General features: G+C 72.3%; 23 protein-coding genes and 3 tRNA genes. 13 read left to right on the top strand and 13 right to left on the bottom strand.

The window, feature by feature from the left end; all coding sequences use genetic code 11:
- Positions 1-33: 33 nt before the first annotated feature.
- Positions 34-546, top strand: coding sequence for a DinB family protein (locus Q6350_RS10950; protein ID WP_305066164.1), 513 nt, complete (start codon positions 34-36; stop codon positions 544-546).
- Here the strand turns inward: Q6350_RS10950 and Q6350_RS10945 are convergent.
- Both Q6350_RS10945 and Q6350_RS10940 read right to left on the bottom strand, forming a co-directional pair.
- Entirely contained in the window at positions 507-1,373 is an 867-nt protein-coding gene (locus Q6350_RS10945; protein WP_304604274.1) for a MerR family transcriptional regulator, read from the bottom strand. The genes Q6350_RS10950 and Q6350_RS10945 overlap by 40 nt on opposite strands.
- Positions 1,370-1,861, bottom strand: coding sequence for a GyrI-like domain-containing protein (locus tag Q6350_RS10940; RefSeq protein WP_304604273.1), 492 nt, complete (start codon positions 1,859-1,861; stop codon positions 1,370-1,372). The genes Q6350_RS10945 and Q6350_RS10940 overlap by 4 nt, the downstream gene beginning before the upstream one ends.
- A gap of 79 nt (positions 1,862-1,940) precedes the next feature.
- Here Q6350_RS10940 and Q6350_RS10935 point away from each other — a divergent pair, with 79 nt between their 5' ends.
- The 4 genes from Q6350_RS10935 to Q6350_RS10920 all read left to right on the top strand — a co-directional run bounded on the left by Q6350_RS10935 (position 1,941) and on the right by Q6350_RS10920 (position 7,165).
- On the top strand, positions 1,941-2,738 hold the full coding sequence (locus Q6350_RS10935) for a metallophosphoesterase (protein WP_304606982.1): 798 nt from the start codon (positions 1,941-1,943) through the stop codon (positions 2,736-2,738).
- A 10-nt stretch (positions 2,739-2,748) separates the two neighbouring features.
- Positions 2,749-4,083 carry a deoxyguanosinetriphosphate triphosphohydrolase gene (locus tag Q6350_RS10930; RefSeq protein ID WP_305066160.1) on the top strand — a complete coding sequence of 445 codons (1,335 nt, stop codon included), beginning with the start codon at positions 2,749-2,751 and terminating at the stop codon, positions 4,081-4,083.
- 24 nt (positions 4,084-4,107) lie between these two features.
- A complete protein-coding gene (gene dnaG / locus Q6350_RS10925; protein WP_305066158.1) occupies positions 4,108-6,063 on the top strand; it encodes a DNA primase in 1,956 nt (651 codons plus the stop codon).
- 115 nt (positions 6,064-6,178) lie between these two features.
- Positions 6,179-7,165, top strand: coding sequence for a trypsin-like peptidase domain-containing protein (locus Q6350_RS10920; RefSeq protein WP_305066156.1), 987 nt, complete (start codon positions 6,179-6,181; stop codon positions 7,163-7,165).
- A 33-nt stretch (positions 7,166-7,198) separates the two neighbouring features.
- Here the strand turns inward: Q6350_RS10920 and Q6350_RS10915 are convergent, their stop codons facing one another.
- Positions 7,199-7,447: a hypothetical protein gene (locus Q6350_RS10915; RefSeq protein ID WP_171247989.1), complete on the bottom strand. Its 249-nt coding sequence runs from the start codon at positions 7,445-7,447 to the stop codon at positions 7,199-7,201.
- Between the two features lie 86 nt (positions 7,448-7,533).
- Between Q6350_RS10915 and Q6350_RS10910 the strand changes: the two genes are divergently transcribed.
- On the top strand, positions 7,534-8,109 hold the full coding sequence (locus Q6350_RS10910; RefSeq protein ID WP_304606984.1) for a Dps family protein: 576 nt from the start codon (positions 7,534-7,536) through the stop codon (positions 8,107-8,109).
- Between the two features lie 63 nt (positions 8,110-8,172).
- Here the strand turns inward: Q6350_RS10910 and Q6350_RS10905 are convergent.
- Positions 8,173-8,245: transfer RNA gene (locus Q6350_RS10905), tRNA-Asn, on the bottom strand.
- 53 nt (positions 8,246-8,298) lie between these two features.
- Entirely contained in the window at positions 8,299-8,817 is a 519-nt protein-coding gene (locus tag Q6350_RS10900) for a hypothetical protein (RefSeq protein WP_304606985.1), read from the bottom strand.
- 123 nt (positions 8,818-8,940) lie between these two features.
- On the opposite strand from Q6350_RS10900, the gene Q6350_RS10895 reads away from it, so the two are divergent.
- Complete coding sequence (locus Q6350_RS10895) at positions 8,941-9,114, top strand: CsbD family protein (protein WP_171248003.1); 174 nt, start codon at positions 8,941-8,943, stop codon at positions 9,112-9,114.
- A 22-nt stretch (positions 9,115-9,136) separates the two neighbouring features.
- Here Q6350_RS10895 and Q6350_RS10890 read toward each other — a convergent pair.
- Positions 9,137-9,213 (bottom strand) — tRNA-Ile (locus Q6350_RS10890).
- A gap of 106 nt (positions 9,214-9,319) precedes the next feature.
- Here Q6350_RS10890 and def point away from each other — a divergent pair.
- The gene (def, locus tag Q6350_RS10885; protein WP_304604265.1) at positions 9,320-9,805 is read left to right on the top strand and encodes a peptide deformylase; all 486 of its coding nucleotides are present in this window, start codon (positions 9,320-9,322) and stop codon (positions 9,803-9,805) included.
- Between the two features lie 159 nt (positions 9,806-9,964).
- Entirely contained in the window at positions 9,965-10,465 is a 501-nt protein-coding gene (locus Q6350_RS10880; protein WP_304604264.1) for a DUF3145 domain-containing protein, read from the top strand.
- Between the two features lie 98 nt (positions 10,466-10,563).
- Here Q6350_RS10880 and Q6350_RS10875 read toward each other — a convergent pair whose 3' ends face one another.
- The 5 genes from Q6350_RS10875 to Q6350_RS10855 all read right to left on the bottom strand — a co-directional run bounded on the left by Q6350_RS10875 (position 10,564) and on the right by Q6350_RS10855 (position 15,482).
- Positions 10,564-11,814 carry a beta-ketoacyl synthase gene (locus Q6350_RS10875; protein ID WP_304604263.1) on the bottom strand — a complete coding sequence of 417 codons (1,251 nt, stop codon included), beginning with the start codon at positions 11,812-11,814 and terminating at the stop codon, positions 10,564-10,566.
- A gap of 91 nt (positions 11,815-11,905) precedes the next feature.
- Entirely contained in the window at positions 11,906-12,154 is a 249-nt protein-coding gene (locus Q6350_RS10870; protein WP_171248008.1) for an acyl carrier protein, read from the bottom strand.
- Between the two features lie 105 nt (positions 12,155-12,259).
- A complete protein-coding gene (locus Q6350_RS10865) occupies positions 12,260-13,267 on the bottom strand; it encodes a beta-ketoacyl-ACP synthase III (protein WP_305066154.1) in 1,008 nt (335 codons plus the stop codon).
- Complete coding sequence (locus tag Q6350_RS10860; protein ID WP_305066153.1) at positions 13,264-14,235, bottom strand: ACP S-malonyltransferase; 972 nt, start codon at positions 14,233-14,235, stop codon at positions 13,264-13,266. Before Q6350_RS10860 ends, Q6350_RS10865 begins: the two co-directional genes overlap by 4 nt.
- Positions 14,236-14,318: 83 nt before the next feature.
- The gene (locus Q6350_RS10855; protein WP_171248011.1) at positions 14,319-15,482 is read right to left on the bottom strand and encodes a CdaR family transcriptional regulator; all 1,164 of its coding nucleotides are present in this window, start codon (positions 15,480-15,482) and stop codon (positions 14,319-14,321) included.
- Positions 15,483-15,692: 210 nt separating this feature from the next.
- Between Q6350_RS10855 and Q6350_RS10850 the strand changes: the two genes are divergently transcribed.
- Complete coding sequence (locus Q6350_RS10850; protein ID WP_343035833.1) at positions 15,693-16,274, top strand: hypothetical protein; 582 nt, start codon at positions 15,693-15,695, stop codon at positions 16,272-16,274.
- Positions 16,275-16,356: 82 nt separating this feature from the next.
- Here Q6350_RS10850 and aceE read toward each other — a convergent pair whose 3' ends face one another.
- On the bottom strand, positions 16,357-19,104 hold the full coding sequence (gene aceE / locus Q6350_RS10845) for a pyruvate dehydrogenase (acetyl-transferring), homodimeric type (RefSeq protein ID WP_304606988.1): 2,748 nt from the start codon (positions 19,102-19,104) through the stop codon (positions 16,357-16,359).
- Positions 19,105-19,442: 338 nt separating this feature from the next.
- Here aceE and Q6350_RS10840 point away from each other — a divergent pair, with 338 nt between their 5' ends.
- From Q6350_RS10840 to Q6350_RS10830, 3 genes are all read left to right on the top strand, one after another.
- Complete coding sequence (locus Q6350_RS10840; RefSeq protein ID WP_304604259.1) at positions 19,443-19,847, top strand: DUF3052 domain-containing protein; 405 nt, start codon at positions 19,443-19,445, stop codon at positions 19,845-19,847.
- Between the two features lie 4 nt (positions 19,848-19,851).
- Positions 19,852-20,319, top strand: a complete 468-nt coding sequence (locus Q6350_RS10835; RefSeq protein ID WP_305066152.1) for a peroxiredoxin — start codon at positions 19,852-19,854, stop codon at positions 20,317-20,319.
- A 58-nt stretch (positions 20,320-20,377) separates the two neighbouring features.
- Positions 20,378-20,451 (top strand) — tRNA-Val (locus tag Q6350_RS10830).
- A gap of 51 nt (positions 20,452-20,502) precedes the next feature.
- Here Q6350_RS10830 and Q6350_RS10825 read toward each other — a convergent pair.
- The gene (locus Q6350_RS10825) at positions 20,503-22,203 is read right to left on the bottom strand and encodes a glycoside hydrolase family 13 protein (RefSeq protein WP_305066151.1); all 1,701 of its coding nucleotides are present in this window, start codon (positions 22,201-22,203) and stop codon (positions 20,503-20,505) included.
- Positions 22,204-22,257: the final 54 nt, after the last annotated feature.

Below are 22,257 nucleotides of genomic sequence, written 5' to 3'. Positions count from 1 at the left end.
CGGGACCACCGACCCCGACGCGACGGAGGAATCATGCACGGCATCGCGGTGCTGCAGGACCTGTACTCCCGGATCTTCCCGACGGTGCGGCGTGCCGTCGCGGGGCTGCCGGAGGCCGCGCTCACCGAGCGGCTCGACCCGGCGGCGAACACCGTCGCCTGGCTGACCTGGCACATCGGCCGTGACCAGGACGTCCAGGTCGCCGACGCCGTCGGCCGCGACCAGGTGTACGCCCGCGGCTGGGCGGACCGGTTCGACCTCCCGTTCGGGCTGCACGACACCGGGTACGGGCACACCGCCGAGGACGTCGCGCGGGTCCGGGCACCGGCCGACCTGCTCCTGGGCTACGTCGAGGCGGTGGCGGCGGAGTCCCTGGACGTGCTGGACCACCTGACCGACGACGATCTGGACGAGGTGGTCGACGACGCCTGGGACCCGCCGGTCACCCGCGGGGTCCGGCTGGTCAGCGTCGGCCTGGACTCCCTGGAGCACGCCGCGCAGATCGCCTACCTGCGCGGCGTCCTGGAGCGCACCGGACGGGCGTAGCCATCGGCGGCGCCCACGCGGGTCACGGCATACGGCTGAGCCACCTCGCAGCGGAACGGGTCGCCCTGCCGGTAGATCTCCCGCGGCGGGCCGAGCGGTCGGCGGTCCTGGACCGTCGCGGCCGCACGGACGGCGTCGAAGGCGCCGAGGATCGTCGGGAACTGGACGGCGCCGTACGGTACGGCGACGAACATCTCCGACCCGGCCGGTTCGACCTCGGTGCCGTCCACGCCGGAGTCGGGGTGCACGGGCACGCGCACGTCGATCGGCCCGTCGGACTCCCAGCTCACCTCGCCGTGGTAGACGACCACGAGGGGTCGGTCCTCGTCGCGGGAGGAGCCTGCCCGCCGTGACAGCTCGGTCGCAGCGACCTCGACGTGCCGGGGAAGGTCGGCGGCCGTGGTGCGCACGGTGCGGGAGAGGAACACCTGCGCCGGGACGTCACGTCTCTCCACCGGGGGATGCGACCGCGTCGGGTGCGAGCGGTCGCCGTCGAGGTCGTCGATGAGGTCGTCGAGCAGCGCGACGGTCCGCGCGTGCTGCCGGGCGGCGTCCTCCCGGTACGCGGCGACGAGGTCCGAGCGCCGGCGCGGGTCGGCGTCCAGGACGTCGCCGATCCGGTCCAGAGGCATCCCCGCCCGGCGGAGTAACGCGATGAGCCGGGCACGGTCGGCCTGGGCGATCCCGTAGTAGCGGTAGCCCGTGAACTGGTCGACGACCTCGGGCGTCAGGAGGCCCCGGCGTTCGTAGAGGCGCAACGCCCGCGGCGAGAGCCAGGTGACGCGGCCGAACTCGCCGATGGGCATCCGGGTGCTGTGCTCGCTCACCTCAGCAAGTATGCGACCTCGACCGTCCACCTGCTCCGGTCCGGCTCCGTCTGCGGGTCCGTGAGGAACTGCTCGGTGCGGACGTGCCACCGGATGCTGTCGGCCTCCTCGTCGACGGCGAGCTCCAGACCCTGCTGGCCCGCCCAGTCGCCCATGTCCCGGTGGGTCTGGGCCAGCGCGTCCGGTCCGCCGTGCGGCCGCGCCACGAGGTAGCGGCCCGCCGGGAGCGTCCCGGTGTCGAATCCCGTACCCAGCTGCACGGGGGCCGCGACCGGGACGGACACGGTGACGTCCATCGGGTCGGCCACCGTCCGCAACCGGTGGTACTGGTAGATCGGCCCTCCCAGCGGCTCGTGGCCCGCCGCCGCCAGGGCGGCGAAGACCTGCGGCACGAGAGCGTTGACGCGGTCCCACCGCGAGAGCTCGGCCGTCACGGGGATACCGACCCAGTGGCGCTCGGACCACTGCTCGATCGTGCATGTCGTCATCGTCGTTCCTCCTGGTCGCCGTGCGAGTCTCGAACGGGCCGGCACCAGAAGACTCCTTGACCCGGGGGAAAGGTCAAGCGTGACGGCCCGCACCCTGTGGGAGGCTCGGGCCGTGGCCACCGAGCAGATCGCGATCCTCTCCGACGTGCACGGCAACCTCACGGCGCTCGAGACCGTCCTCGCGGACATCTCCGCCCGCGGGATCACGCGGGTCCTCAACCTCGGGGACGACGTGGGCAAGGGCCCGCGCGCCAGCGCCGTCGTGGACCGGACCGAGCAGGTCTGCGAGGTGAACGTCCGCGGGAACTGGGACGAGTTCCTGCCCGACATCCCCGACGACGGCCCGCCGGAGATGGTGTGGTGGCGCGACGAGCTGCGCCCCGACCAGCGCGAGCTGATCCGCCGTCGTCCGCTGTGCCACGACCTGCAGCTCTCCGGACGACGGATCCGGCTCTTCCACGCCTCGGCGGCGAGCGTGCACACGCGCGTGCACGTCGACCACACCCGGGAGGAGTTCGCCGGCATGTTCGCCGCCACGGACCTGACGGGACCGGGGCCGGAGCCCGACCTGGTCGGATACGGCGACGTCCACGCCGCCTATCAGCGCACCCGGCGCGGCCGCACGCTGTTCAACGCCGGCAGCGTCGGCAACGCCCTCGACGAGCCGTCGGCGGCCTACGTCGTCCTCGAGGGAGTCCCCGGACCGGACCCCGCGCCGTTCGGCCTGCAGGTCGTCCGTCTGCCGTACGACGTGGAGGCCGAGCTGGCCGTCGCCCGCCACCTGGACATGCCGCAGTACGGGCCGTGGGAGCGCGAGCTGCGCACCGCCGTCCACCGCAGCCGGCACGCCGTCGAGCCCGTGGGCGGCGCTCGGTAGGCTTCCCCTCGTGCAGACGTTCTCGCAGGAGGCCTTCGACCCGGACGTGGTCGGCACCGGGCCGCGTCCTGCCCCCGGCGAGGAGGGGCCGGCGTCGTACACGGACGCCGACACCGAGCGCTGGGCCGCCGAGCCGCCCAAGTCCAAGGACCGCACCCCGTTCGAGCGCGACCGGGCCCGGGTGGTCCACTCCTCGGGCCTGCGTCGTCTCGGCGCCAAGACCCAGGTGCTCACGCCCGGCAGCGACGACTTCGTGCGCACCCGGCTGACGCACTCCCTGGAGGTGGCGCAGGTCGGCCGCGAGATGGGCCGCGCGCTGGGCTGCGACCCCGACCTCGTCGACACCGCCTGCCTCACGCACGACCTGGGGCACCCGCCGTTCGGGCACAACGGTGAACGCGTGCTGGCCGAGCTCGCCGCCGACATCGGGGGGTTCGAGGGCAACGCCCAGACCCTGCGGCTGCTCACCCGCCTCGAGCCCAAGATCCTGGAGGCCGACGGCGCACCCCGCGGCCTCAACCTGACCCGGGCGTCGCTGGACGCCTCGGTGAAGTACCCCTGGCGTCTGCACGAGGGGCCGCCTCGCCCCGACGGGTCGACGACCGGCAAGTTCGGTGTCTACCCCGACGACGCCCCGGTGTTCGACTGGCTCCGGCAGGGCGCGCCGCGGTCCATGGTGCGCTGCATGGAGGCGCAGGTCATGGACCTCGCCGACGACATCAGCTACTCCGTGCACGACGTCGAGGACGCCGTCGTCGGCAGCCGCCTCGACCTGCGCCTGCTCGACGACGAGTCCGAGCGGGCGCGCATCGTCGAGCACGTGCGGTCCTGGTACGGCACGTGGCACGACGCCGACGCCCTCGACGCCGCGCTGTGCCGGCTGCGGGACACCGGCTACCTCGTGACCGACTTCGACGGATCGCGGGGAGCCCTCGCCCGGCTCAAGGACGCCACCAGCCAGCTCATCGGGCGGTTCAGCGGCTCTGCCCAGCGCGCCACCCGCGAGGAGTACGGGGACGGGCCGCTGACGCGGTACTCGGCCCAGCTCGTCGTCCCGCCGGAGACGGCCGACGAGATCCTGGCGCTCAAGGGTGTCGCGGTCACCTACGTCATGGCGCCGCGGGAGTCCGAACCGCTGTACGCCGCGCAGCGCGAGATCGTCGCCGACCTGGTCAAGGTCCTCGGTGACCGTGCCCCGACGGCGCTGGAGCCGCAGTTCGCCGCGGACTGGCACGAGGCCCCCGACGACGCCGCGCGGCTGCGGGTCGTCGTCGACCAGGTGGCCTCGCTCACCGACGTCTCGGCGGTCCAGATGCACGGCCGCCTGGTGCGCGGCGACGACTGACTGCGGGGGCATAGACTCGCGCCCGTGGCAGGCCTGATCAAGCGAGACGACGTGGACGCCGTCCGCGACCGCGCGCGGATCGACGAGATCGTCGGCCAGCACGTCACCCTCAAGAACGCGGGCGTCGGCTCGATGAAGGGGTTGTGCCCCTTCCACGACGAGCGCACCCCCTCCTTCCACGTGCGTCCGGGCGTGGGCCGCTGGCACTGCTTCGGGTGTGGCGAGGGCGGCGACGTCATCTCGTTCGTGCAGAAGATCGACGGGATGGGGTTCACCGACGCCGTCGAGTACCTGGCGGACAAGGTCGGCGTCGAGCTGCACTACGAGGACTCCCGCACCGGTGCGGCGGCGCAGCGGGGCCCCCGCGAGGAGCCGGGCCGTCGGCAGCGCCTGCTCGAGGCGCACCGCGTGGCGGCGCAGTTCTACGCCGAACAGCTCTTCGCCCCCGGTGCCCAGGCGGCACGGGCGTTCCTCGCCGAGCGCAGCTTCGAGCGGGCCGACGCCGAGACGTTCGGGCTGGGGTTCGCCCCGACCGGGTGGGACGCCCTGATGCGGCACCTGCAGAGCCGCGGGTTCACCCAGGCCGAGCTCGTCGCCTCGGGGCTGGTCAGCCAGGGCCAGCGCGGCATCTACGACCGGTTCCGCGGCCGGCTGGTGTGGCCGATCCGCGACGTGACCGGGGCGGTCATCGGGTTCGGCGCCCGCAAGCTCTTCGACGACGACCCCGGCCCCAAGTACCTCAACACCCCCGAGACGACCCTGTACAAGAAGGCGCAGGTCCTCTACGGCATCGACCTGGCCAAACGCGCCATCGCCCAGAACAAGCGGGTGGTCATCGTCGAGGGGTACACCGACGTGATGGCCGCCCACCTGTCCGGGGTGGACACCGCGGTGGCGACGTGCGGCACCGCGTTCGGCGCCGACCATGCCAAGGTGGTGCGGCGTCTGCTCGGCGACACCACCGCCGGCGGCGGCCTGCAGCTCGCCTCGGGTGCGTCGCTGGGCGGCGAGATCATCTTCACCTTCGACGGGGACGCGGCCGGTCAGAAGGCCGCGATGCGCGCGTTCGGCGAGGACCAGCGCTTCCACGCCCAGACCTTCGTCGCCGTCGAACCGACCGGCCTGGACCCGTGCGACCTGCGCATGCAGCGCGGCCCCGACGCGGTGCGCACCCTCGTCGACAAGCGCGTCCCGCTGTTCGAGTTCGTCATCCGCACGACGCTCGACGGTTTCGACCTCGACACGGTCGAAGGGCGCGTCAACGCGCTGCGGGCCGCGGCACCGGTGGTCGCGGGGATCCGCGACCGGTCGATGCAGCTCGGCTACGCGCGTCTGCTCGCCCGGTGGATCGGCATCGACACCGACGAGGTGCGCCGCGAGGTCAGCCGGGCGCACAGCACCCCGGGCCCCGCCCGACGGCGCGAGGAGCGGACCGCACGGCCCGAGCGTGCACTCGGCCCCGCGGACGGCGAGTCGGTGGTGTCCGGCCCGGTGCTCAGCGCCCCCGACCCCGCCGACCCGGTGGCACGCATCGAGCGGCTCGCCCTCGTGGTGGTGCTGCAGTACCCGCAGCACGTGCCGGTGACGTTCGACGACCTGGGCCCCGACGCCTTCGCCACCCCCGCGTGGCGGGCGGTGCACGCCGCGATCCGCGCGGCCGGGGGAGTGCGGACCGGCGCCGGTCTGGGCGGGAACCGGTGGGTCGAGACCGTCGTGGAGGAAGCCGGCGACGCGGTGTCGCCGCTGGTGACCGAGCTGGCGGTCGCGCCGGTGCCCGAGGACCGCGAGAGCGCGATCGCCGCGTTCGTGGCCGACGTCGTGCGCAAGGTCGCCGACCTGGGGCTGACCCGGCGGATCGCGGACGCCAAGAGCCGCGTGCAGCGGCTCGACGCCACGGCGGACCCCGACGCCTACCGTGCCGCGTTCGAGGAGCTCGTCGCGATCGAGAAGGAACGCCGCGAGCTGCGCGAGAGCGTCTGATTCACCCCCGACCCGGGTATCGGGACACCCGAGGGCCCCTCCTTCCTGCTAGGGGTGCCGGAGCGACGTCGCGGCCCACCCGGGCCGGCGTTCCGGGCTCCTCGGGGAGGGAATCATGAACGACGAGATGTTCGACCTCGAACCGGACGTACCGGAGGCGCTCTCCGGCATCGCCTCGAAGCGGGACTCGGCCGAGGACGACCTGCTCGCCACGGAGAACGTGGTGGGGGTGGGACTCGGCTTCAAGATCACCGGCGGGACCCAGACGGACAAGCCGAGCGTGATGGTGCTGGTCGAGCAGAAGCTGCCGGCCGAGATGCTGTCCGGCAAGGGAGTCCCGAAGACCGTCGGGGGTGCGCCGACCGACGTGCTCGAGGTCGGCCCGCTCGTCGCCGGGGGAGACGCCGAACCCGCCATGGAGGCGGGCGTGCAGAAGCTGGCCAAGCGGGTCCGTCCGGTGCGGCCCGGCTACAGCATCGGGCACCTGAAGGTCACGGCGGGCACGCTCGGTGCCGGTGCCTACGACCTGCGGAACACCGTGCCCGGCAAGCCGCCGCACTACTACGCGCTGAGCAACAACCACGTGCTCGCCAACTCCAACGACGCCCGGATCGGCGACCCGATCATCCAGCCGGGGGCGTACGACGGCGGGACCTACCCGGCCGACGTGGTGGGCCGGCTGGCGCGCTACGTGCCGATCCGCTTCGACGGGACCGTCAACTACGTCGACGCGGCGATCGCGGAGATCCCGTTCGACACCATCGACCGGGACATCTACTGGTCCGGCTACCCGCGGTCGCTCGTCAAGGCGGCGGAGGTCGGCATGCTGGTGAAGAAGACCGGTCGCACCACGCACTTCACCACCGGCCGGGTCACCGCGCTCAACGCCACCGTGAACGTCAACTACGGCGGGGGCAAGGTCGCGAAGTTCGGCAAGCAGATCGTCACCTCGGACATGTCGGCCGGTGGTGACTCGGGATCGCTGGTGCTCGACCTGGACAACAACCCCGTGGGGCTGCTGTTCGCCGGGTCCAGCACGGCCACGATCATCAACCCGATCGCCTACGTCCAGATCCTGCTGGGTGTGCGCATCTGGCCGTGACAAGGCCGCGCGGTGCCGTCGGTCCCGGACTCGCTACTCCGCGAGGAAGGGGCCGCCGGCCTCGACGCGCACGGGGATGTCGTTCAGCGAGGAGGGCAGCTCGCGCACGGCCGGCGACTCCGGGTCCGGCGCGTAGACCACGACGCACGGTTCACCCTGGGCCGTCTCCCCGACGGCGACGCCCTGGATCTCCGCGCCGATCCACTCCTCGGCGGTGGCCAACGCGTCACGCACCGCAGGATCCTCCTGGGGGATGCCGGCGATCAGGTCGTCCTCGCTCATACGTTCACCGTACGCCTGTCGTCCTCGGGTCGCGGTCGATGGGTCGGGGGGCCAGCATGGGGGGACGACCGAGCGAAGGAGATCAGATGGCTGACGGTACTCACGACCCCACCTACACGGTGCCCTCGATGACCGCCGAGAACGGTGCCCGGGTCGCTGACATCCTGCAGGACCGGCTCAACTCGTTGACGGACCTCCACCTGACGCTCAAGCACGTCCACTGGAACGTCGTCGGCCCCCACTTCATCGCCGTGCACGAGATGCTCGACCCGCAGGTCGACGCCGTGCGGCTGATGGCGGACGACGTGGCTGAACGGATCGCGACGCTGGGCGGGGTCCCGCAGGGGACCCCGGGCGCGCTGGTGGCGCACCGCACCTGGGAGGACTACCACCTGGGACGGGCCACGACCATCGAGCACCTCGGGGCGCTCGACGAGGTGTACCAGGGTGTCATCGCCGCGCACCGTCAGGCGGCCGAGACGACGGCTGAGCTCGACGACGTCACCAACGACCTGCTGATCGGCAACCTGCGTGAGCTGGAGCAGTTCCACTGGTTCGTCCGGGCCCACCTGGAGACCGCCGGGGGAGAGCTGTCCACGGCCGGCGCGACGTCCGAGATCGACGCCGCACGTCAGGCCCGCGAGGCCGAGCGCGCAGGCTGACCGACCGGCGCACAGCGCATGAGAAAGGCCCCTGACCTGCAGGTCAGGGGCCTTTCTGCGGGGCTCCCGCGACTGGACTTGAACCAGTGACCGTCCGATTAACAGTCGGATGCTCTGCCAGCTGAGCTACGCGGGATCGAGGGCCCGAGGCTCCTCCGGAGCGCCGAACCGTGAAGAACCTTACCAGGTCTACCCGGGTAGTCCGCACGCCCCTCGGACCCTCGATTCCGTGGCGTCCACCACGTTCGCCACGTCGGCGCGGGACAGGTCGACACCGTCGCCCGCCACCGCCTGGGAGAACAGGGTGCCGTCGAGACGGCGGCGTACCGCGACGCGCACCGTGCCGCCGGGGACGTCGACGGTCTCGGCCAGCACCACGGACCACAGGACCCGCTCGCGCACGACGGCGGGCAGGTTCGAGCCGGCCGCGTCGGAGAGCATCGGGCGGAGATCCGGTGCCGCGTCGACCCACTCGACGGTGAGGATCGACCGCTCGGGGTCGAAGGCCGCCCGGTCGACGTCGCACCAGGGGCGGCGCAGCGACACGGCGGGGCCGTCGTCCGCCGCCGCGACGACGACGAGGTCCGCCGTGGTGGCGACCATCCAGCCGCCGTCGGAGGTCTCGGCGCTCGCGAGCAGGCGCTCGCCACGGGTCAGGGGCACGACCTGGCGCACGGCGGGCGGCTGCTGGCGACGGCTGGCGAACATGCGCCCACGGTACTGGTCGAGCGGCCTGTGCCCGAGACGCGACCCGGTCAGGGTGCGACCGTCCAGGTGCGACGGTCCGTCGGCGCCCGTATCGTCGGACCTCCGAGGACGAGGAGGTCCGACATGAGCAGGGGACACAAGGCCAAGCACATGGCCGAGGAAGCGGCGGGCAAGGTCAAGGAGTCCGTCGGCAAGGCCTCCGACGACGAGGAGATGCGTGCCGAGGGCGAGGCCGAGCAGTCGCAGGCGAACCTCAAGCAGGCGGGCGACGACGTCAAGGACGCCTTCAAGAAGTAGTGGCCCGACGTCGCGCGTCCGGTGGTGCCCCGTGCCGGACTTGAACCGGCGACCGATCGATTATGAGTCGACTGCTCTGACCGACTGAGCTAACGGGGCGCGGCGGTGAGCCTACCGGAAGCGCCGTGTGGAGCCCTTGTGACGGCGGCCCGCCCGGAGTCCGTGGCGGCGCTGGTCAGCGTGGCGCCGTGGAAGAATGTCCGCCATGGCGATGCGAGAGATCCGGGTGGTGCCCGACCCCGTGCTGCGGACGGCGTGCGAAGAGATCACGACGATCGACGACCGCGTGCGGGGTCTCGTCGCGGACCTGCTCGAGACCGTGGACACCGAGGGTCGCGCCGGCCTGGCCGCGAACCAGATCGGCGTCAACCTGAGGGCGTTCGCCTGGAACGTCGACGACGACCTCGGCTACGTCCTCAACCCGCGGTTGGTCGACGTCTCCGAGGAGCTCCAGGACGGCGACGAGGGCTGCCTCTCGGTGCCCGGCCTGTTCTACCCGACGACACGCGCCTGGTACGCCCGGGTCGAGGGGATCAACCTCGACGGCAACGAGGTCGTCGTCGAGGGGACCGACCTCATGGCCCGGGCCCTGCAGCACGAGTGCGACCACCTGGACGGCAAGCTCTACCTGGACCGGCTGGAGCGCAGCGTCCGGAAGAAGGCGATGCGGGAGCTGCGCGAGCGCCTCTGAGCGGCCTCAAATGTCCGAATCACTCTCGCGTGTTCCCCGACGCTGCGGCAGTATGTGTCCGAGAAGCAAGACGACACGCCGCAAAAGATGGCCTGACCAGGAACTTCGTGGCTACCGAGGACGTAGGGGAAGACGGATCTCGGAACCAGGGAGGACAACATGGCTGGTGTCATCACCCGCGGTGTGCTTTTCGTGCACTCGGCGCCACGCGCGTTGTGCCCCCACCTCGAGTGGGCGGCGGGCAACGTGCTGAGCACTGACGTCTCGTTGGACTGGACCCCTCAGCCCGCCGGGCGAGGCCTGTACCGCGCCGAGCACGCGTGGCAGGGAGCCCAGGGCACGGGCGCCCGCCTGGCGTCCGCCCTGCGCGGCTGGGAGCACCTGCGCTACGAGGTCACCGAGGAGGCGAGCCACGGCAGCGACGGCGCCCGCTGGTCGCACACCCCGGACCTCGGCATCTTCCATGCCGTCACCGACGTGCACGGCAACGTGGTCCTGCCCGAGGACCGCGTCCGCAGCGCCATGGAGTCCTCGTCCGACCCGCGCGCCCTGCGCGAGGCGATGGACCTCGCCCTCGGCAGCGCCTGGGACGACGAGCTCGAGCCGTTCCGCTACGCGGGTGCGGGTGCTCCCGTGCGCTGGCTGCACCGCGTCGGGTAGTCGCGCGCCCGCCCCTGGCGGGTTCGGAGGTTCCGTGCACGACGGCGCCCCACCGGTTCGCTCGAACCGGTGGGGCGCCGTCGTGGGTGGGGGGACGCTCAGGCGTTGGTCACGGTCAGCGCCACGTTGTGCCCACCGAACCCGAAGGAGTTGTTGACGGCGGCGATGTCGCCGTCGGGCAGCGTCGCCGGCTCGTCGCGGACGAGCGGGACCTGCAGCTCCGGGTCGGGGGTGACGACGTTGATCGTCGGCGGGGCGAGGCGCTCGTGCACCGCCTTGATCGTGAACAGCGCCTCCAGGGCACCGGCGCCGCCGAGCAGGTGGCCCGTCATCGACTTCGTGGCGGACAGCCGCACGTGGTCGGTGTCGTCGCCGAGCACGGTGCGGATCGACCGCGTCTCGGTGAGGTCGCCGACCTTCGTGGACGTGGCGTGGGCGTTGACGTGCACGACCTCCGCCCCGTCGACGTCGGCGTCCGCCAGCGACCGGCGCATCGCCGCGACCTGGCCCTTGCCCTCCGGGTCGGGGGAGGTGATGTGGTAGGCGTCGGAGGACAGTCCCACGCCGGCCATCTTCGCGTAGACGCGGGCGCCGCGGGCGGCAGCGTGCTCGGCGCTCTCCAGCACCACGACCGCCGCGCCCTCGCCGATGACGAACCCGTCCCGGTCGACGTCGTACGGCCGTGACGCGCCCTGCGGGTCGTCGTTGCGCAGCGAGAGGGTGCGCGAGGCCGCGAAGGCGGCGATCGGCATCGGGTGGATCGTGGCCTCGGTGCCGCCGCAGACGACGACGTCGGCCCGGCCCGCACGGATCATGTCGATGCCGTAACCGATCGCCTCGGCACCGGAGGCGCAGGCGGAGACCAGTGCGTGCGCACCGGCCTGGGCGCCGAGCTCGAGGGAGACGTAGGCGGCCGGGGAGTTCGGCATGAGCATGGGGACCGTCATCGGCAGCACGCGACGCGCGCCCCGCTCCTGCAGCGTGTCCCAGGCGTCCAGCGTGGTCCAGATGCCACCGATGCCGGAGGACACCACCGCACCGAGCCGCTCGCCGTCGACCTCGGGGGCGCCGGCGTCCTGCCAGGCCTCCCGCGCGGCGATCATCGCGTACTGGGTCGAGGGGTCCATCCGCTTCATCTCCGGGCGCGACAGCTTCTCGGAGGGCTGCTCCTTGATCGTCGCGGCGAAGGTGACGGGGATGCCGTACTTCTCCGACCAGTCGTTGTCCATCGTGCGCGCACCGGACTCGCCGGCGAGCGCGGCCGCCCACGTCGAGGGTGCGTCCCCGCCGAGCGGGGTGGTGGCGCCGAGGCCGGTGACGACGACGTCGCGCGAGGCTGGGGCGGTCATGACGGTGCTCCTGAGAACGAAGGTCGGCGGTGGACGGGCGACGCGGGCAGACCGGCAGGGCCGGCCTGCCCGCGCGGGCGGGGGAGCCGGGTCAGCTCTGCGCGCCCTCGATGTAGGTGACGGCGTCGCCGACGGTGGTGAGGTTCTTGACCTCGTCGTCCGGGATGCGGACGCCGAACTTGTCCTCGGCGTGGGTCACGATGGTCATCATCGACAGCGAGTCGATGTCGAGGTCGTCGGTGAAGGACTTCTCGGCCGTGACGGTGTCCGTCGGCAGGCCGGTCTCCTCGGCGACGATCTCGGCGAGGCCGTCGAGGATCTCGGAAGAAGTGTGAGCCATGGGGTGCTTCTCTCCTTGAACGGGGTACCGGTCCTCCGGCACCAGGTCGGGATGCGGCGGTGCGATTCTTGCGCACCACCAGGGTCGGACTCTACGGGGCGGGTGTTACGGCAGCACGACCACCTGCGCGGCGTACACCAGGCCGGCGCCGAAGCCGATCTGCAGCGCCAGGTCGCCGGAACGGGCCTGGCCCTCCGCCAGGAGGCGGTCCAGGGCCAGCGGGATCGAGGCCGCCGAGGTGTTGCCGGTCTCGGCGATGTCCCGGGCGACCACGACGTGGTCGGGCAGGCCGAGCTGCTTGACCATCTGGTCGATGATCCGCATGTTCGCCTGGTGCGGGGCGAAGACCTGGATGTCCTGCGGCTCCACGCCGGCCTCGGCCATGGCCTTCGCGGCCACGGGCGCCATCTGGAAGCTCGCCCACTTGAACACGGTCGGGCCGTCCTGGCGCAGCGTGGGCCAGCCGAGGTCGGGGTCCTGGCGCAGCTCCTTCCAGGAGTGCGTCTGGCGGATCGCCTGCGAGCGGGAGCCGTCCGACCCCCACACCGTCGGGCCGATGCCCGGGGTGTCGGAGGGGCCGACCACGACGGCCCCGGCGCCGTCGCCGAGGAGGAACGAGATCGACCGGTCGGTGGGGTCGATGATGTCGCTCAGCTTCTCGGCACCGATGACCAGCACGTGCCGCGCCGCCCCGGCACGGACGAGCGCGTCGGCCTGCCCGACGCCGTAGGCGTACCCGGCGCAGGCCGCCGAGATGTCGTAGGCCGCGGCCGGCGAGGCGCCCAGCCGGTCGGCCAGCACCGCCGCGCCCGAGGGCGTCTGGTGGTAGTACGTGATGGTCGACAGGATGATCGTGTCGATCTCCGCGCCGGTCACGCCGGCGGCGTCCATCGCGCGGCGGGCCGCGGCCTCGGCCAGGTCCAGGACCTCGACGTCGTCCGTGGCGCGTCGGCGCGTGACGATGCCGGTGCGCTGGCGGATCCACTCGTCCGAGGAGTCGATCGGGCCGGCGATCTCGTCGTTCGTGACGGCGCGGCTGCCGCGCTCGCCGCCGATGCCCAGGATGCGCGAGTGGAGCACCGGCGCGCCCTGGCGCAGCGCCCGTGCGCTCATGCCGCGCCGCCGACGGCCGAGTGGCGGGAGATCAGGTCGCGGGCGGCCTCGACGTCGTCGGGGGTCTTCACGGCGACGGACTCGACGCCCTTCAGGGAACGCTTGGCCAGGCCCGCCAGGACACCGCCGGGGGCCAGCTCGAGCAGTCCTGTCACGCCGCGGTCGGCGAGGGAGACCTGGCACAGGTCCCAGCGCACGGGCGCGGTGATCTGGGCGGTGAGGCGGGCGAGCAGGTCGGCGGAGCGGCCGTGGCCGTGCGAGCCCTCGCCCAGGGAGCCGTAGTCGGCGCCGTCCGCGTTGCTGAGCAGCGGCAGGCGCGGGTCGGTGGCCAGCCACGTGGTGGCGACCTGCTCGAAGCGTCCGCGGGCCGGCTCCATGTACGGGGTGTGGAACGCGCCGGCGACCGGCAGCGGCACGACGCGCGTCCGGGCCGGGGGCTGCTCGGCCAGCGCGGCGAGCCCCTCCCGGGACCCGGCGGCGACGACCTGGCCGCCGCCGTTGACGTTGGCGGGGAACAGGCCGGCCGCCTCGATGGCGGCCAGGACGTCCTCGGGGTCGCCCCCGACGACCGCGCTCATGCCCGACGGCGACGCGGCCGCGGCGTCCGCCATGGCTCGTCCGCGGTGCGAGACCAGCCCGACCGCCCCGGCGTCGTCCAGCGCGCCGGCGACGGCGGCGGCGGCGAGCTCACCGACGGAGTGCCCGGCCGTGACGTCGACGACCTCGGCCGTGTCGCGGCCGTCGAGGATCGTGCGCAGCGCGAGCAGGGAGGCCGACACGATCAGCGGCTGGGCGACGGCGGTGTCCCGGATCGTCTCCGCGTCCGACGTGGTCCCGTGCCGGGTCAGGTCGGTCCCGGCCGCGGCCGAGAAGGAGTCGAGCAGGTCGGCGGTGCCGGGCAGCTCCAGCCAGGGGCTGAGCATCCCGGGGTTCTGAGAGCCCTGTCCAGGGCAGACGACGGCGAGCACGACACCACGGTGCCACCTGGGTTCTGACCCCGAGCGTCGCGACGTGCACCAACCTGGCCACCGCCGGTTGTGGGAATCGGCAATCAGGGGGCGTCGTCGAGCTGTCCCAGCGCGAGGGCGATCTGCAGCACGAACGACTCGCGGGCGTCCAGGGGGTCCCAGCCGGTGATCTCGGACACCTTGCGCAACCGGTAGCGCACGGTGTTGGGGTGGACGTACAGACGACGGGCCGCCGCCTCCAGGGAGCGGCCGGTACCGAGGTAGGCGGAGAGCGTCTCCAGGACCGCACCCGTGGCCTGCTGCAACGGCAGGTACGCCTGGGCGACGAGGGTCCGGCGGGCCTCCTGGTCCCCGGTGAGCACCCGTTCGGGCAGCAGGTCGTCGGCCAGGACCGGCCGGGGGGCCTGCGGCCAGGCGGCGGCGGCGGCGAGTCCGGCCAGGGCGGAGCGCGCCGACGCCGTGGCCTCGGCGATCGTGGGCACCACCGGCCCGAAGACGACGGGTCCGGGCCCGAACCGGCCGATGAGGCTGGTGGCGGCGGCGACCAGGTCGGTGTCCCCGCCCAGGACCAGCACCAGCCGGTCGCCGTGGATGCCGACGAGCGTGTCGCCCGCGGCCCGCCGGGCGGCCCGGCGCAGCTCGGCGGTGCCGACGTCGTCCAGCCCGTCGAGCGCCTCGCCGACCACGACCAGCACCTGGCCGCGCCCGCTCCACCCCAGCGCGGAGATGCGCGAGCGCAGCGCGTCGTCGGTGTCCCCGCGCACGAGCGCGTCCACGGCCAGGGCCTCCAGACGGGCGTCCCAGGCGCCGCGGACCTCGGCGGCGCGGGCGTAGACCTCGGCCGCGGAGAACGCGACCTCGCGCGAGTAGCGCAGGACGGCCTCGCGCAGCTCGCGCTCGTACCCTGGGGCGGCGATCTGGTCCGAGTAGGACTCCACGACGTCGACCATCAGGCGCACCAGCTGCAGGGTGTGCTGCAGCGAGATCGACCTGGTCAGCTCCGGGGGAGCGGCGGCGAACATCTCGCCGACGCCGTGCGGCGTCTGGGTCGGGTCGGCGAACCAGGTCGCGAACGCGTTGATGCCGCTCTGGGCGACGAGCGCCACGTAGGAGCGGTCCTCGGCCGGCAGCTGGCGGTACCAGCTCACCTCCTCGTCGAGGCGGCGCATGGCGGCGTTCGTGAGCAGCCCGAGGCCCTCACGGACGCGCTGGACGTTCTCGTCACGCGAGACGGTCGTGGTCGACATGCTCTCGAGGATAGGGCCATCGTTGTGGGGATTGCACAAACGGCGGCCGTCGTGTGCCCGGGGCGCGTTCGCCCGGCCCCGAGGAGGCGCAGGCGATAGGGTCGGTTCATGGCCATGATGTCTCGGCTCCGCCAGCTCATCCGGCGGACACGGTCCACCTCCACGGTGGGTGTCCGCAGGCCCACCGAGACCCGACGGCGAGGTGACACCGTGCACGAAGACTCTTTGCGGGCGATGCTCCACGACGACCCGAACGACGAGCGCGCCTTCAACGCGCTCGCCGATCTCGTGCGTCGTCACGCGTCCGAGCCCGACAACCCCGACGACCCCCTGACCGCCGAGCCGGAGGAAGAGCCGATCCAGGCCGGTGACCTGGCGCTGTGGTCCCTGGCCGAGGAGCTCGCCGGCCACCCTCGCGCCTGGCGCCCGCTGGTCGAGCTCGGCCGGCTCTCCGTCAACGACGACCCCGAGGGTGCGGTGCGTCGTTTCACGACGGCGACCGAGCGCGACCCGTCCGGGGTGGCGCTGGCGAAGAGCCTCGAGATCCTGCGGGACGCGCACATGCCCGTCGAGGCGCTCGGTCTCGGCATCGGCCACTGGCGCACGCGCGAGCAGGTGCCCGAGGTCGGCCGCCAGCTCGTCCTGGCCGCGCTCGAGGCCGACCGGGTGTTCGAGGCCAGGCAGCACCTGGAGGCGCTGGAGGCGCACCCGGACCACGACCAGGTCGAGGCGATGCGGCACGACCTCGTCGCCGCGATCGACGAGGCGGAGGCGCGCCAGGCCTCCTCCTGAGCCGGACAGTCCCGCCACGACGACGGCCCCGCCACCGGACAGGTGGCGGGGCCGTCGTCGTGCTGCGGTCGGCCGCGGTGGGTCAGGCGTCCCCGCCCGCGACACCGGAGGTGCCGGCGTTGACGTCGGTGAGGCGGTACTTCTCGACGGCCTTGGCCACGACGTCCTGGGCGACGTCGCCCCGGCGGGCGAGCTGCTGCAGGGTCTTGACGACCATGGACGGCCCGTCGATGAGGAAGTACCGGCGTGCGGCGGCGCGGGTGTCGGAGAACCCGAAGCCGTCGGCGCCGAGCACCGCGTAGTCACCCGGCACCCACGCCCGGATCTGGTCGGGGACCAGGTGGTCGTAGTCGCTGGTGGCCACGAACGGACCCTCGGCGTCGGACAGCTTCTGCGTCACGTACGGCACGCGGGGCTCGGCGGCCGGGTCGACGAGGGCGTCGTGCTCGGCGGCCAGCGCGTCGCGACGCAGCTCGTTCCAGCTCGTCACCGACCAGACGTCGGCCGAGACGCCCCAGTCCTCGCGCAGGAGCTCCTGCGCCTCGAGCGCCCACGGCACCCCGACGCCCGACGCGAGCAGCTGGGCCCGGGGCCCGTCGCCGCTGTCCGCGGAGACGCGGTGGATGCCGTGCAGGATGCCGTCGACGTCCACGTCCTCCGGCTCGGCCGGCTGCACCATCGGCTCGTTGTAGACCGTCAGGTAGTACATGACGTTCTGGTCGCGACCGTCCGAGCCGTCGCCGTACATGCGCTCGATGCCGTCGCGCACGATGTGGCGGATCTCGTAGCCGAAGGCCGGGTCGTACTGCACCATCGCGGTGTTGGTGCCCGCGATGAGCGGCGAGTGCCCGTCCGCGTGCTGCAGGCCCTCACCGGTCAGCGTGGTGCGGCCCGCCGTGGCACCGATGATGAACCCGCGGGTCATCTGGTCGCCGGCCGCCCAGAACTGGTCGCCGGTGCGCTGGAACCCGAACATCGAGTAGAAGATGTAGACGGGCACCATGTGCTCGCCGTGCGTGGCGTAGGCGGTGCCGACCGACTGGAACGCGGCCGCGGACCCGGCCTCGTTGATGCCGGTGTGCATGATCTGCCCGGACTCGGACTCCTTGTAGCTCAGCATGAGCTCACGGTCCACGGCCAGGTAGTTCTGGCCGGCGGTGTTGAAGATCTTCGCGCTCGGGAAGATGGAGTCCAGGCCGAACGTGCGGGCCTCGTCGGGGATGATCGGCACGATGCGCCGGCCGAACTCCTTGTCCTTGATGAGGTCCTTCAGGAGGCGGACGAACGCCATCGTCGAGGCGACCTGCTGGCTGCCCGAGCCCTTCTTGAGGATCTCGTAGGACTTGTCCTGCGGCAGCGACAGGGCCTTGGGCGACGAGCGCCGCTCGGGCACGAACCCGCCGAGCTGACGACGGCGTTCCAGCATGTACTGGATCGACTCGTCCTCCATGCCCGGGTGGTAGTAGGGCGGCAGGCCCGGCTCGGCGTCGATCTGCTCGTCGCTGAGCGGGATGCGCAGGTTGTCGCGCAGCGCCTTGAGGTCCTCGTTCTTGATCTTCTTCATCTGGTGCGTGGCGTTGCGGCCCGCGAAGCTCGACCCGAGCCCGTAGCCCTTGACCGTCTGGGCGAGGATCACCGTGGGCTGGCCCGTGTGCGACCGCGCCGCCGAGTAGGCGGCGAAGATCTTGCGGTAGTCGTGGCCGCCGCGGCGCAGGTTCCAGATGTCCTCGTCGGTCATGTTCTCGACGAGGGCCTTCGTGCGCGGGTCGCGGCCGAAGAAGTGCTCGCGGATGAACGCGCCGGACTCGGCCCGGTAGGTCTGGTAGTCGCCGTCCGGGGTGGCGTTCATCAGGTTGACCAGGGCGCGGTCCTTGTCCGCGTTGAGCAGGGCGTCCCACTCACGGCCCCAGACGACCTTGATGACGTTCCAGCCGGCGCCGCGGAACTGGGCCTCCAGCTCCTGCATGATCTTGCCGTTGCCGCGCACCGGGCCGTCGAGGCGCTGCAGGTTGCAGTTGACCACGAACGTCAGGTTGTCGAGCCCCTGGTGGGCGGCCTGCTGCAGCATGCCGCGCGACTCCGGCTCGTCCATCTCGCCGTCGCCGAGGAACGCCCACACGTCCTGCTGGCTGGTGTCCTTGATACCGCGGTTGTGCAGGTACTTGTTCGTCCACGCCTGGTAGATCGCCGAGGCCGGGCCGAGACCCATCGAGACGGTCGGGAACTCCCAGAACTCCGGCATGAGCCGGGGGTGCGGGTAGGAGGGCAGCCCGCCGCCCTCGTGGGACTTCTCCTGGCGGAACCCGTCCAGCCGGTCGGCCGACAGGCGGCCCTCGAGGTAGGCGCGGGCGTACTGGCCGGGGGAGGAGTGCCCCTGGAAGTAGACCTGGTCGCCGCCGCCCGGGTGGTCCTTGCCGCGGAAGAAGTGGTTGAGCCCCACCTCGGTCAGCGTCGCCACGGAGGCGTAGGAGGAGATGTGGCCGCCCACCGAGATCTCGGGGCGCTGGGCGCGGGTCACCATCACCGCGGCGTTCCAGCGGATCCAGGAGCGGTAGCGGCGCTCCATCGTCTCGTCGCCGGGGAAGTACGGCTCCTCGTGCACCCCGATCGTGTTGACGTACGGCGTCGCGACCGACGTCGGGATCTGGACGTTGCGCTCGCGAGCGCGCCGCAGCAGGTTGAGCATCACGTAGCGGGCGCGCGGGCCGCCCTTGTCGTCGATCAACCCGTCGAGGGACTCCACCCACTCCGAGGTCTCGGACGGGTCGATGTCCGGCACAGCGCTGAGCAGACCGTCGATCAACGGTCCGGTCTCGTCGTACGAAGCCACCAGCAACCTCTCTCTTCTGCGGGCGGTCGCCGAGGGTCCGGCGCGCGCCCGTGTCAGGCGTCCCGTGCGCGTCGCCTGCGTCGTCGGGATCGCGACGGCGCGGGAGCACCCACAGGGGGTCACTACACATTGTGTCCCCACTTGCTCCGCACTGACACCAGGGAGCGGTCAAGAATCCGTGATCTACGTCATGTCACCCCGTGCTGAAGTGGTCAGGTGGGCCCATGCGGGGGGCTGGGCGGGCATCCGGGGCGCGCGTGCACTACGTTGACGCACAGCAGGAAGCAGACAGGGCGCCGGGCGGCGCCGAAGGCATGACGGAAGGAACGTAGGTCCTCGTGGGACAGCAGGCGGACAACCTGGCGGCACGCTTCGGGTTCACCACCGGTCAGGTCGTGCAGGAGTTCGGGTGGGACGACGACGTCGACGAACCCCTGCGCGGGGCGATCGAGGCGGTCGTCGGCGAGGAGCTCGCCGACGAGGAGTACGACGACGTCGTGGACGGCGTCATCATCTGGTGGCGCGAGGAGGACGGCGACCTGACGGACATGCTGGTCGACGTCCAGACGGCTCTCGACGACGGCGGCCAGATCTGGCTGCTCACCCGCAAGCCCGGCCGCGACGGTCACGTCGGCCACAGCGAGATCCAGGAGGCGTCGACGACCGCGGGCCTGCACGCCACCAGCACCTTCGCCGCCGGCGACGACTGGTCCGCCACGCGGCTCGCCTCCCGCGGCCGGTAAGCAGATGGCCGACGGCACCGTGCCGGGCGCCGACGACCCGGCCCCCGACTTCACGCTGCCCGACACCCACGGCACCCCGACCCACCTGGCCGACCTGCGCGGCGAACCGGTGCTCGTGGTGTTCTTCCCGTTCGCCTTCTCCGGCACCTGCACCGCGGAGCTCGGCGAGCTGCGCGACCACGCCGGCGAGTTCGAGGCCGCGGGAGTGCGGATCCTCGCGGTCTCCACCGACCCGGTGTTCACGCTCAGGGCCTGGCAGGAGGTCGAGGGCTTCGGGTTCGACCTGCTCAGCGACTTCTGGCCGCACGGCCGTGCCGCCCAGGCGTTCGGCGTGTTCGACGAGTCCACCGGGCACGCGCTGCGCGGCTCGTTCCTCATCGACGCCGACGGCCTCGTGCGCTGGTCGACGGTGCTGCCGCGGGGCGCCCGGCGCGACCTCGACGACTACCTGGCGGCGCTCGCGGAGGTCTGAACCGCACGGCGGATGTTCGGCGCGACGGCGCGGCCGGGTATCCTGTCCTGCGCTACCGGGGCCTGTAGCTCAGTTGGTCAGAGCGCCACGTTTACACCGTGGATGTCGGGGGTTCGAGTCCCTCCGGGCCCACCCCGCGGCGTGCGGCCCGACGCGGTCAGCCGGGCCGCACGCCGGCAGCCCCTAGTCGGTTCGCGACGGCGCGATCCAGGCGGTGGTCTGCGGCGGGACGACCCGAGAGCCCACGGCGTCGTCGCTGCTGAGCAGCGCGACGGGCCTGCTGACCGCGTGGTCGGCGTCCCCGAAGACCGTCACGACCTCCCACCCGTTCGGACGCCGGTAGTGCAGCACGTCCTCCCGACCGGTCGGCAACCACTCCAGGTCCTCCTCGCACTGCCATTCCCGGCGACGCGCCAGAGCCCGGCGGTACAGCTCCAGCGTCGAGCCGGGCACCCCCGATTGCTGCTCGACCGCGTGGTCGGCCATCCACGACGGCTGCGGCAGGTGGGGGCTCGCCTCACCGAACCCCAGCGCCACACCCTCACGCGACCAGGGCAGCGGCACGCGGCAGCCGTCGCGGCCGACGTCCTCGCCTCCGCTGCGGAAGAAGGAGGGATCCTGGCGTTCTCCGTCGGAGATGTCCGCCACCTCGTGCAGTCCGAGCTCCTCGCCCTGGTACAGGTAGGAGGATCCGGGCAGGCCGAGCATGAACAGGGTCGCGGCGCGGGCGCGGCGTCCGCCGAGGTCGCGGTCCAGCCTCGGGTCGGTGCCGCCGGACCGCAGCCACTCCATGCCGTGCTTCACCGCCGGCTCGCCGTCGGGCCGGCGCTCCGGCGCCGGCAGGCCGTAGCGCGTGGCGTGGCGCACGACGTCGTGGTTGGATAGCACCCACGTGCTGGAGGAGCGGGTCCTTCCGGCCAGCTCCAGGTTGTGGGTCACCACCCGGCGGAACTGCTCGGCGTCGAAGTCGGCGATCAGCAGGTCGAAGTTGAAGGCCTGGCCCAGGCTGGTCTCGCTGGCGTACAGCGGGATCCGGTCGGAGCTCACCCACGCCTCGGCGACCGCGGTGCGCGGCGGGTCGTAGGAGTTGAAGACCTCGCGCCACTGGGCATACACGTCGTGCACGTCGTCACGGTCGATCGTGCGGTGGAGACCGTCCTTCGGCATCGCGTCCAGCTCGGCCTGTGACGGCAGCGGCTCGGTGAGGTCCTTGGTGAGCATGTGGGCGACGTCGACCCGGAAGCCGTCCACGCCGCGGTCGGACCAGAAGCGCAGGGTCCGCACGAAGTCCTCGCGCCAGTCCGGGTGGTCCCAGTTCAGGTCGGGCTGCTCCGGTGCGAAGTGGTGCAGGTACCACTGGCCGTCCGCCACCCGGTGCCAGGCGGGACCGCCGAACGCCGACAGCCAGTCGGTCGGCGGGTGCTCGCCACCGGGCCCGGTGCCCTCGCGGAAGACGAACCGTTCGCGTTCGGGCGAGCCGCGCCCGGCGCGCAACGCCTCCTGGAACCACACGTGCTGGTCGGAGCAGTGGTTCGGGACGATGTCGACGACCACCTTGATGCCGCGGGCATGGAGGGCGGCGAGCATGGTGTCGAAGTCGTCCAGGGTGCCCAGCCGAGGGTCCACGTCGCGATGGTCGGCGACGTCGTACCCGCCGTCGGCGAGCGCGGACGGGTAGAAGGGGCTCAGCCACACGGCGTCGACACCGAGTGCGGAGAGGTAGTCCGCGCGCGAGGTGATGCCGGCGATGTCGCCCAGGCCGTCGCCGTCCGCGTCGGCGAAGCTGCGCGGGTAGATCTGGTAGACCACGGCTTGGCGCCACCAGGGTGCCGGCTCGGCGGAGTCCGACGCCCGGGTGCCGTGGGCGTGCTGGATCTGGGTCATGCGGGGTTCTCCTCGTACGGGGTCGGTGGTGTGCGGAGACGGTGTCGGGGCGAC

The organism is Isoptericola sp. b515, from assembly GCF_030588125.1.
Classification (GTDB): domain Bacteria; phylum Actinomycetota; class Actinomycetes; order Actinomycetales; family Cellulomonadaceae; genus Isoptericola; species Isoptericola sediminis.
This window is presented reverse-complemented; position numbering and strand designations above follow the sequence as displayed.

Coding starts and splice junctions, on each gene's coding strand:
- def (WP_304604265.1), top strand. CDS start 9,320: ATGGCGATGCGAGAGATCCGGGTGGTGCCCGACCCCGTGCTGCGGACG.
- Q6350_RS10950 (WP_305066164.1), top strand. CDS start 34: ATGCACGGCATCGCGGTGCTGCAGGACCTGTACTCCCGGATCTTCCCG.
- Q6350_RS10910 (WP_304606984.1), top strand. CDS start 7,534: ATGGCTGACGGTACTCACGACCCCACCTACACGGTGCCCTCGATGACC.
- Q6350_RS10865 (WP_305066154.1), bottom strand. CDS start 13,267: ATGAGCGCACGGGCGCTGCGCCAGGGCGCGCCGGTGCTCCACTCGCGC.
- Q6350_RS10940 (WP_304604273.1), bottom strand. CDS start 1,861: ATGACGACATGCACGATCGAGCAGTGGTCCGAGCGCCACTGGGTCGGT.
- Q6350_RS10870 (WP_171248008.1), bottom strand. CDS start 12,154: ATGGCTCACACTTCTTCCGAGATCCTCGACGGCCTCGCCGAGATCGTC.
- Q6350_RS10835 (WP_305066152.1), top strand. CDS start 19,852: ATGGCCGACGGCACCGTGCCGGGCGCCGACGACCCGGCCCCCGACTTC.
- Q6350_RS10920 (WP_305066156.1), top strand. CDS start 6,179: ATGAACGACGAGATGTTCGACCTCGAACCGGACGTACCGGAGGCGCTC.
- Q6350_RS10915 (WP_171247989.1), bottom strand. CDS start 7,447: ATGAGCGAGGACGACCTGATCGCCGGCATCCCCCAGGAGGATCCTGCG.
- Q6350_RS10875 (WP_304604263.1), bottom strand. CDS start 11,814: ATGACCGCCCCAGCCTCGCGCGACGTCGTCGTCACCGGCCTCGGCGCC.
- Q6350_RS10895 (WP_171248003.1), top strand. CDS start 8,941: ATGAGCAGGGGACACAAGGCCAAGCACATGGCCGAGGAAGCGGCGGGC.
- Q6350_RS10900 (WP_304606985.1), bottom strand. CDS start 8,817: ATGTTCGCCAGCCGTCGCCAGCAGCCGCCCGCCGTGCGCCAGGTCGTG.
- Q6350_RS10855 (WP_171248011.1), bottom strand. CDS start 15,482: ATGTCGACCACGACCGTCTCGCGTGACGAGAACGTCCAGCGCGTCCGT.
- Q6350_RS10880 (WP_304604264.1), top strand. CDS start 9,965: ATGGCTGGTGTCATCACCCGCGGTGTGCTTTTCGTGCACTCGGCGCCA.
- Q6350_RS10825 (WP_305066151.1), bottom strand. CDS start 22,203: ATGACCCAGATCCAGCACGCCCACGGCACCCGGGCGTCGGACTCCGCC.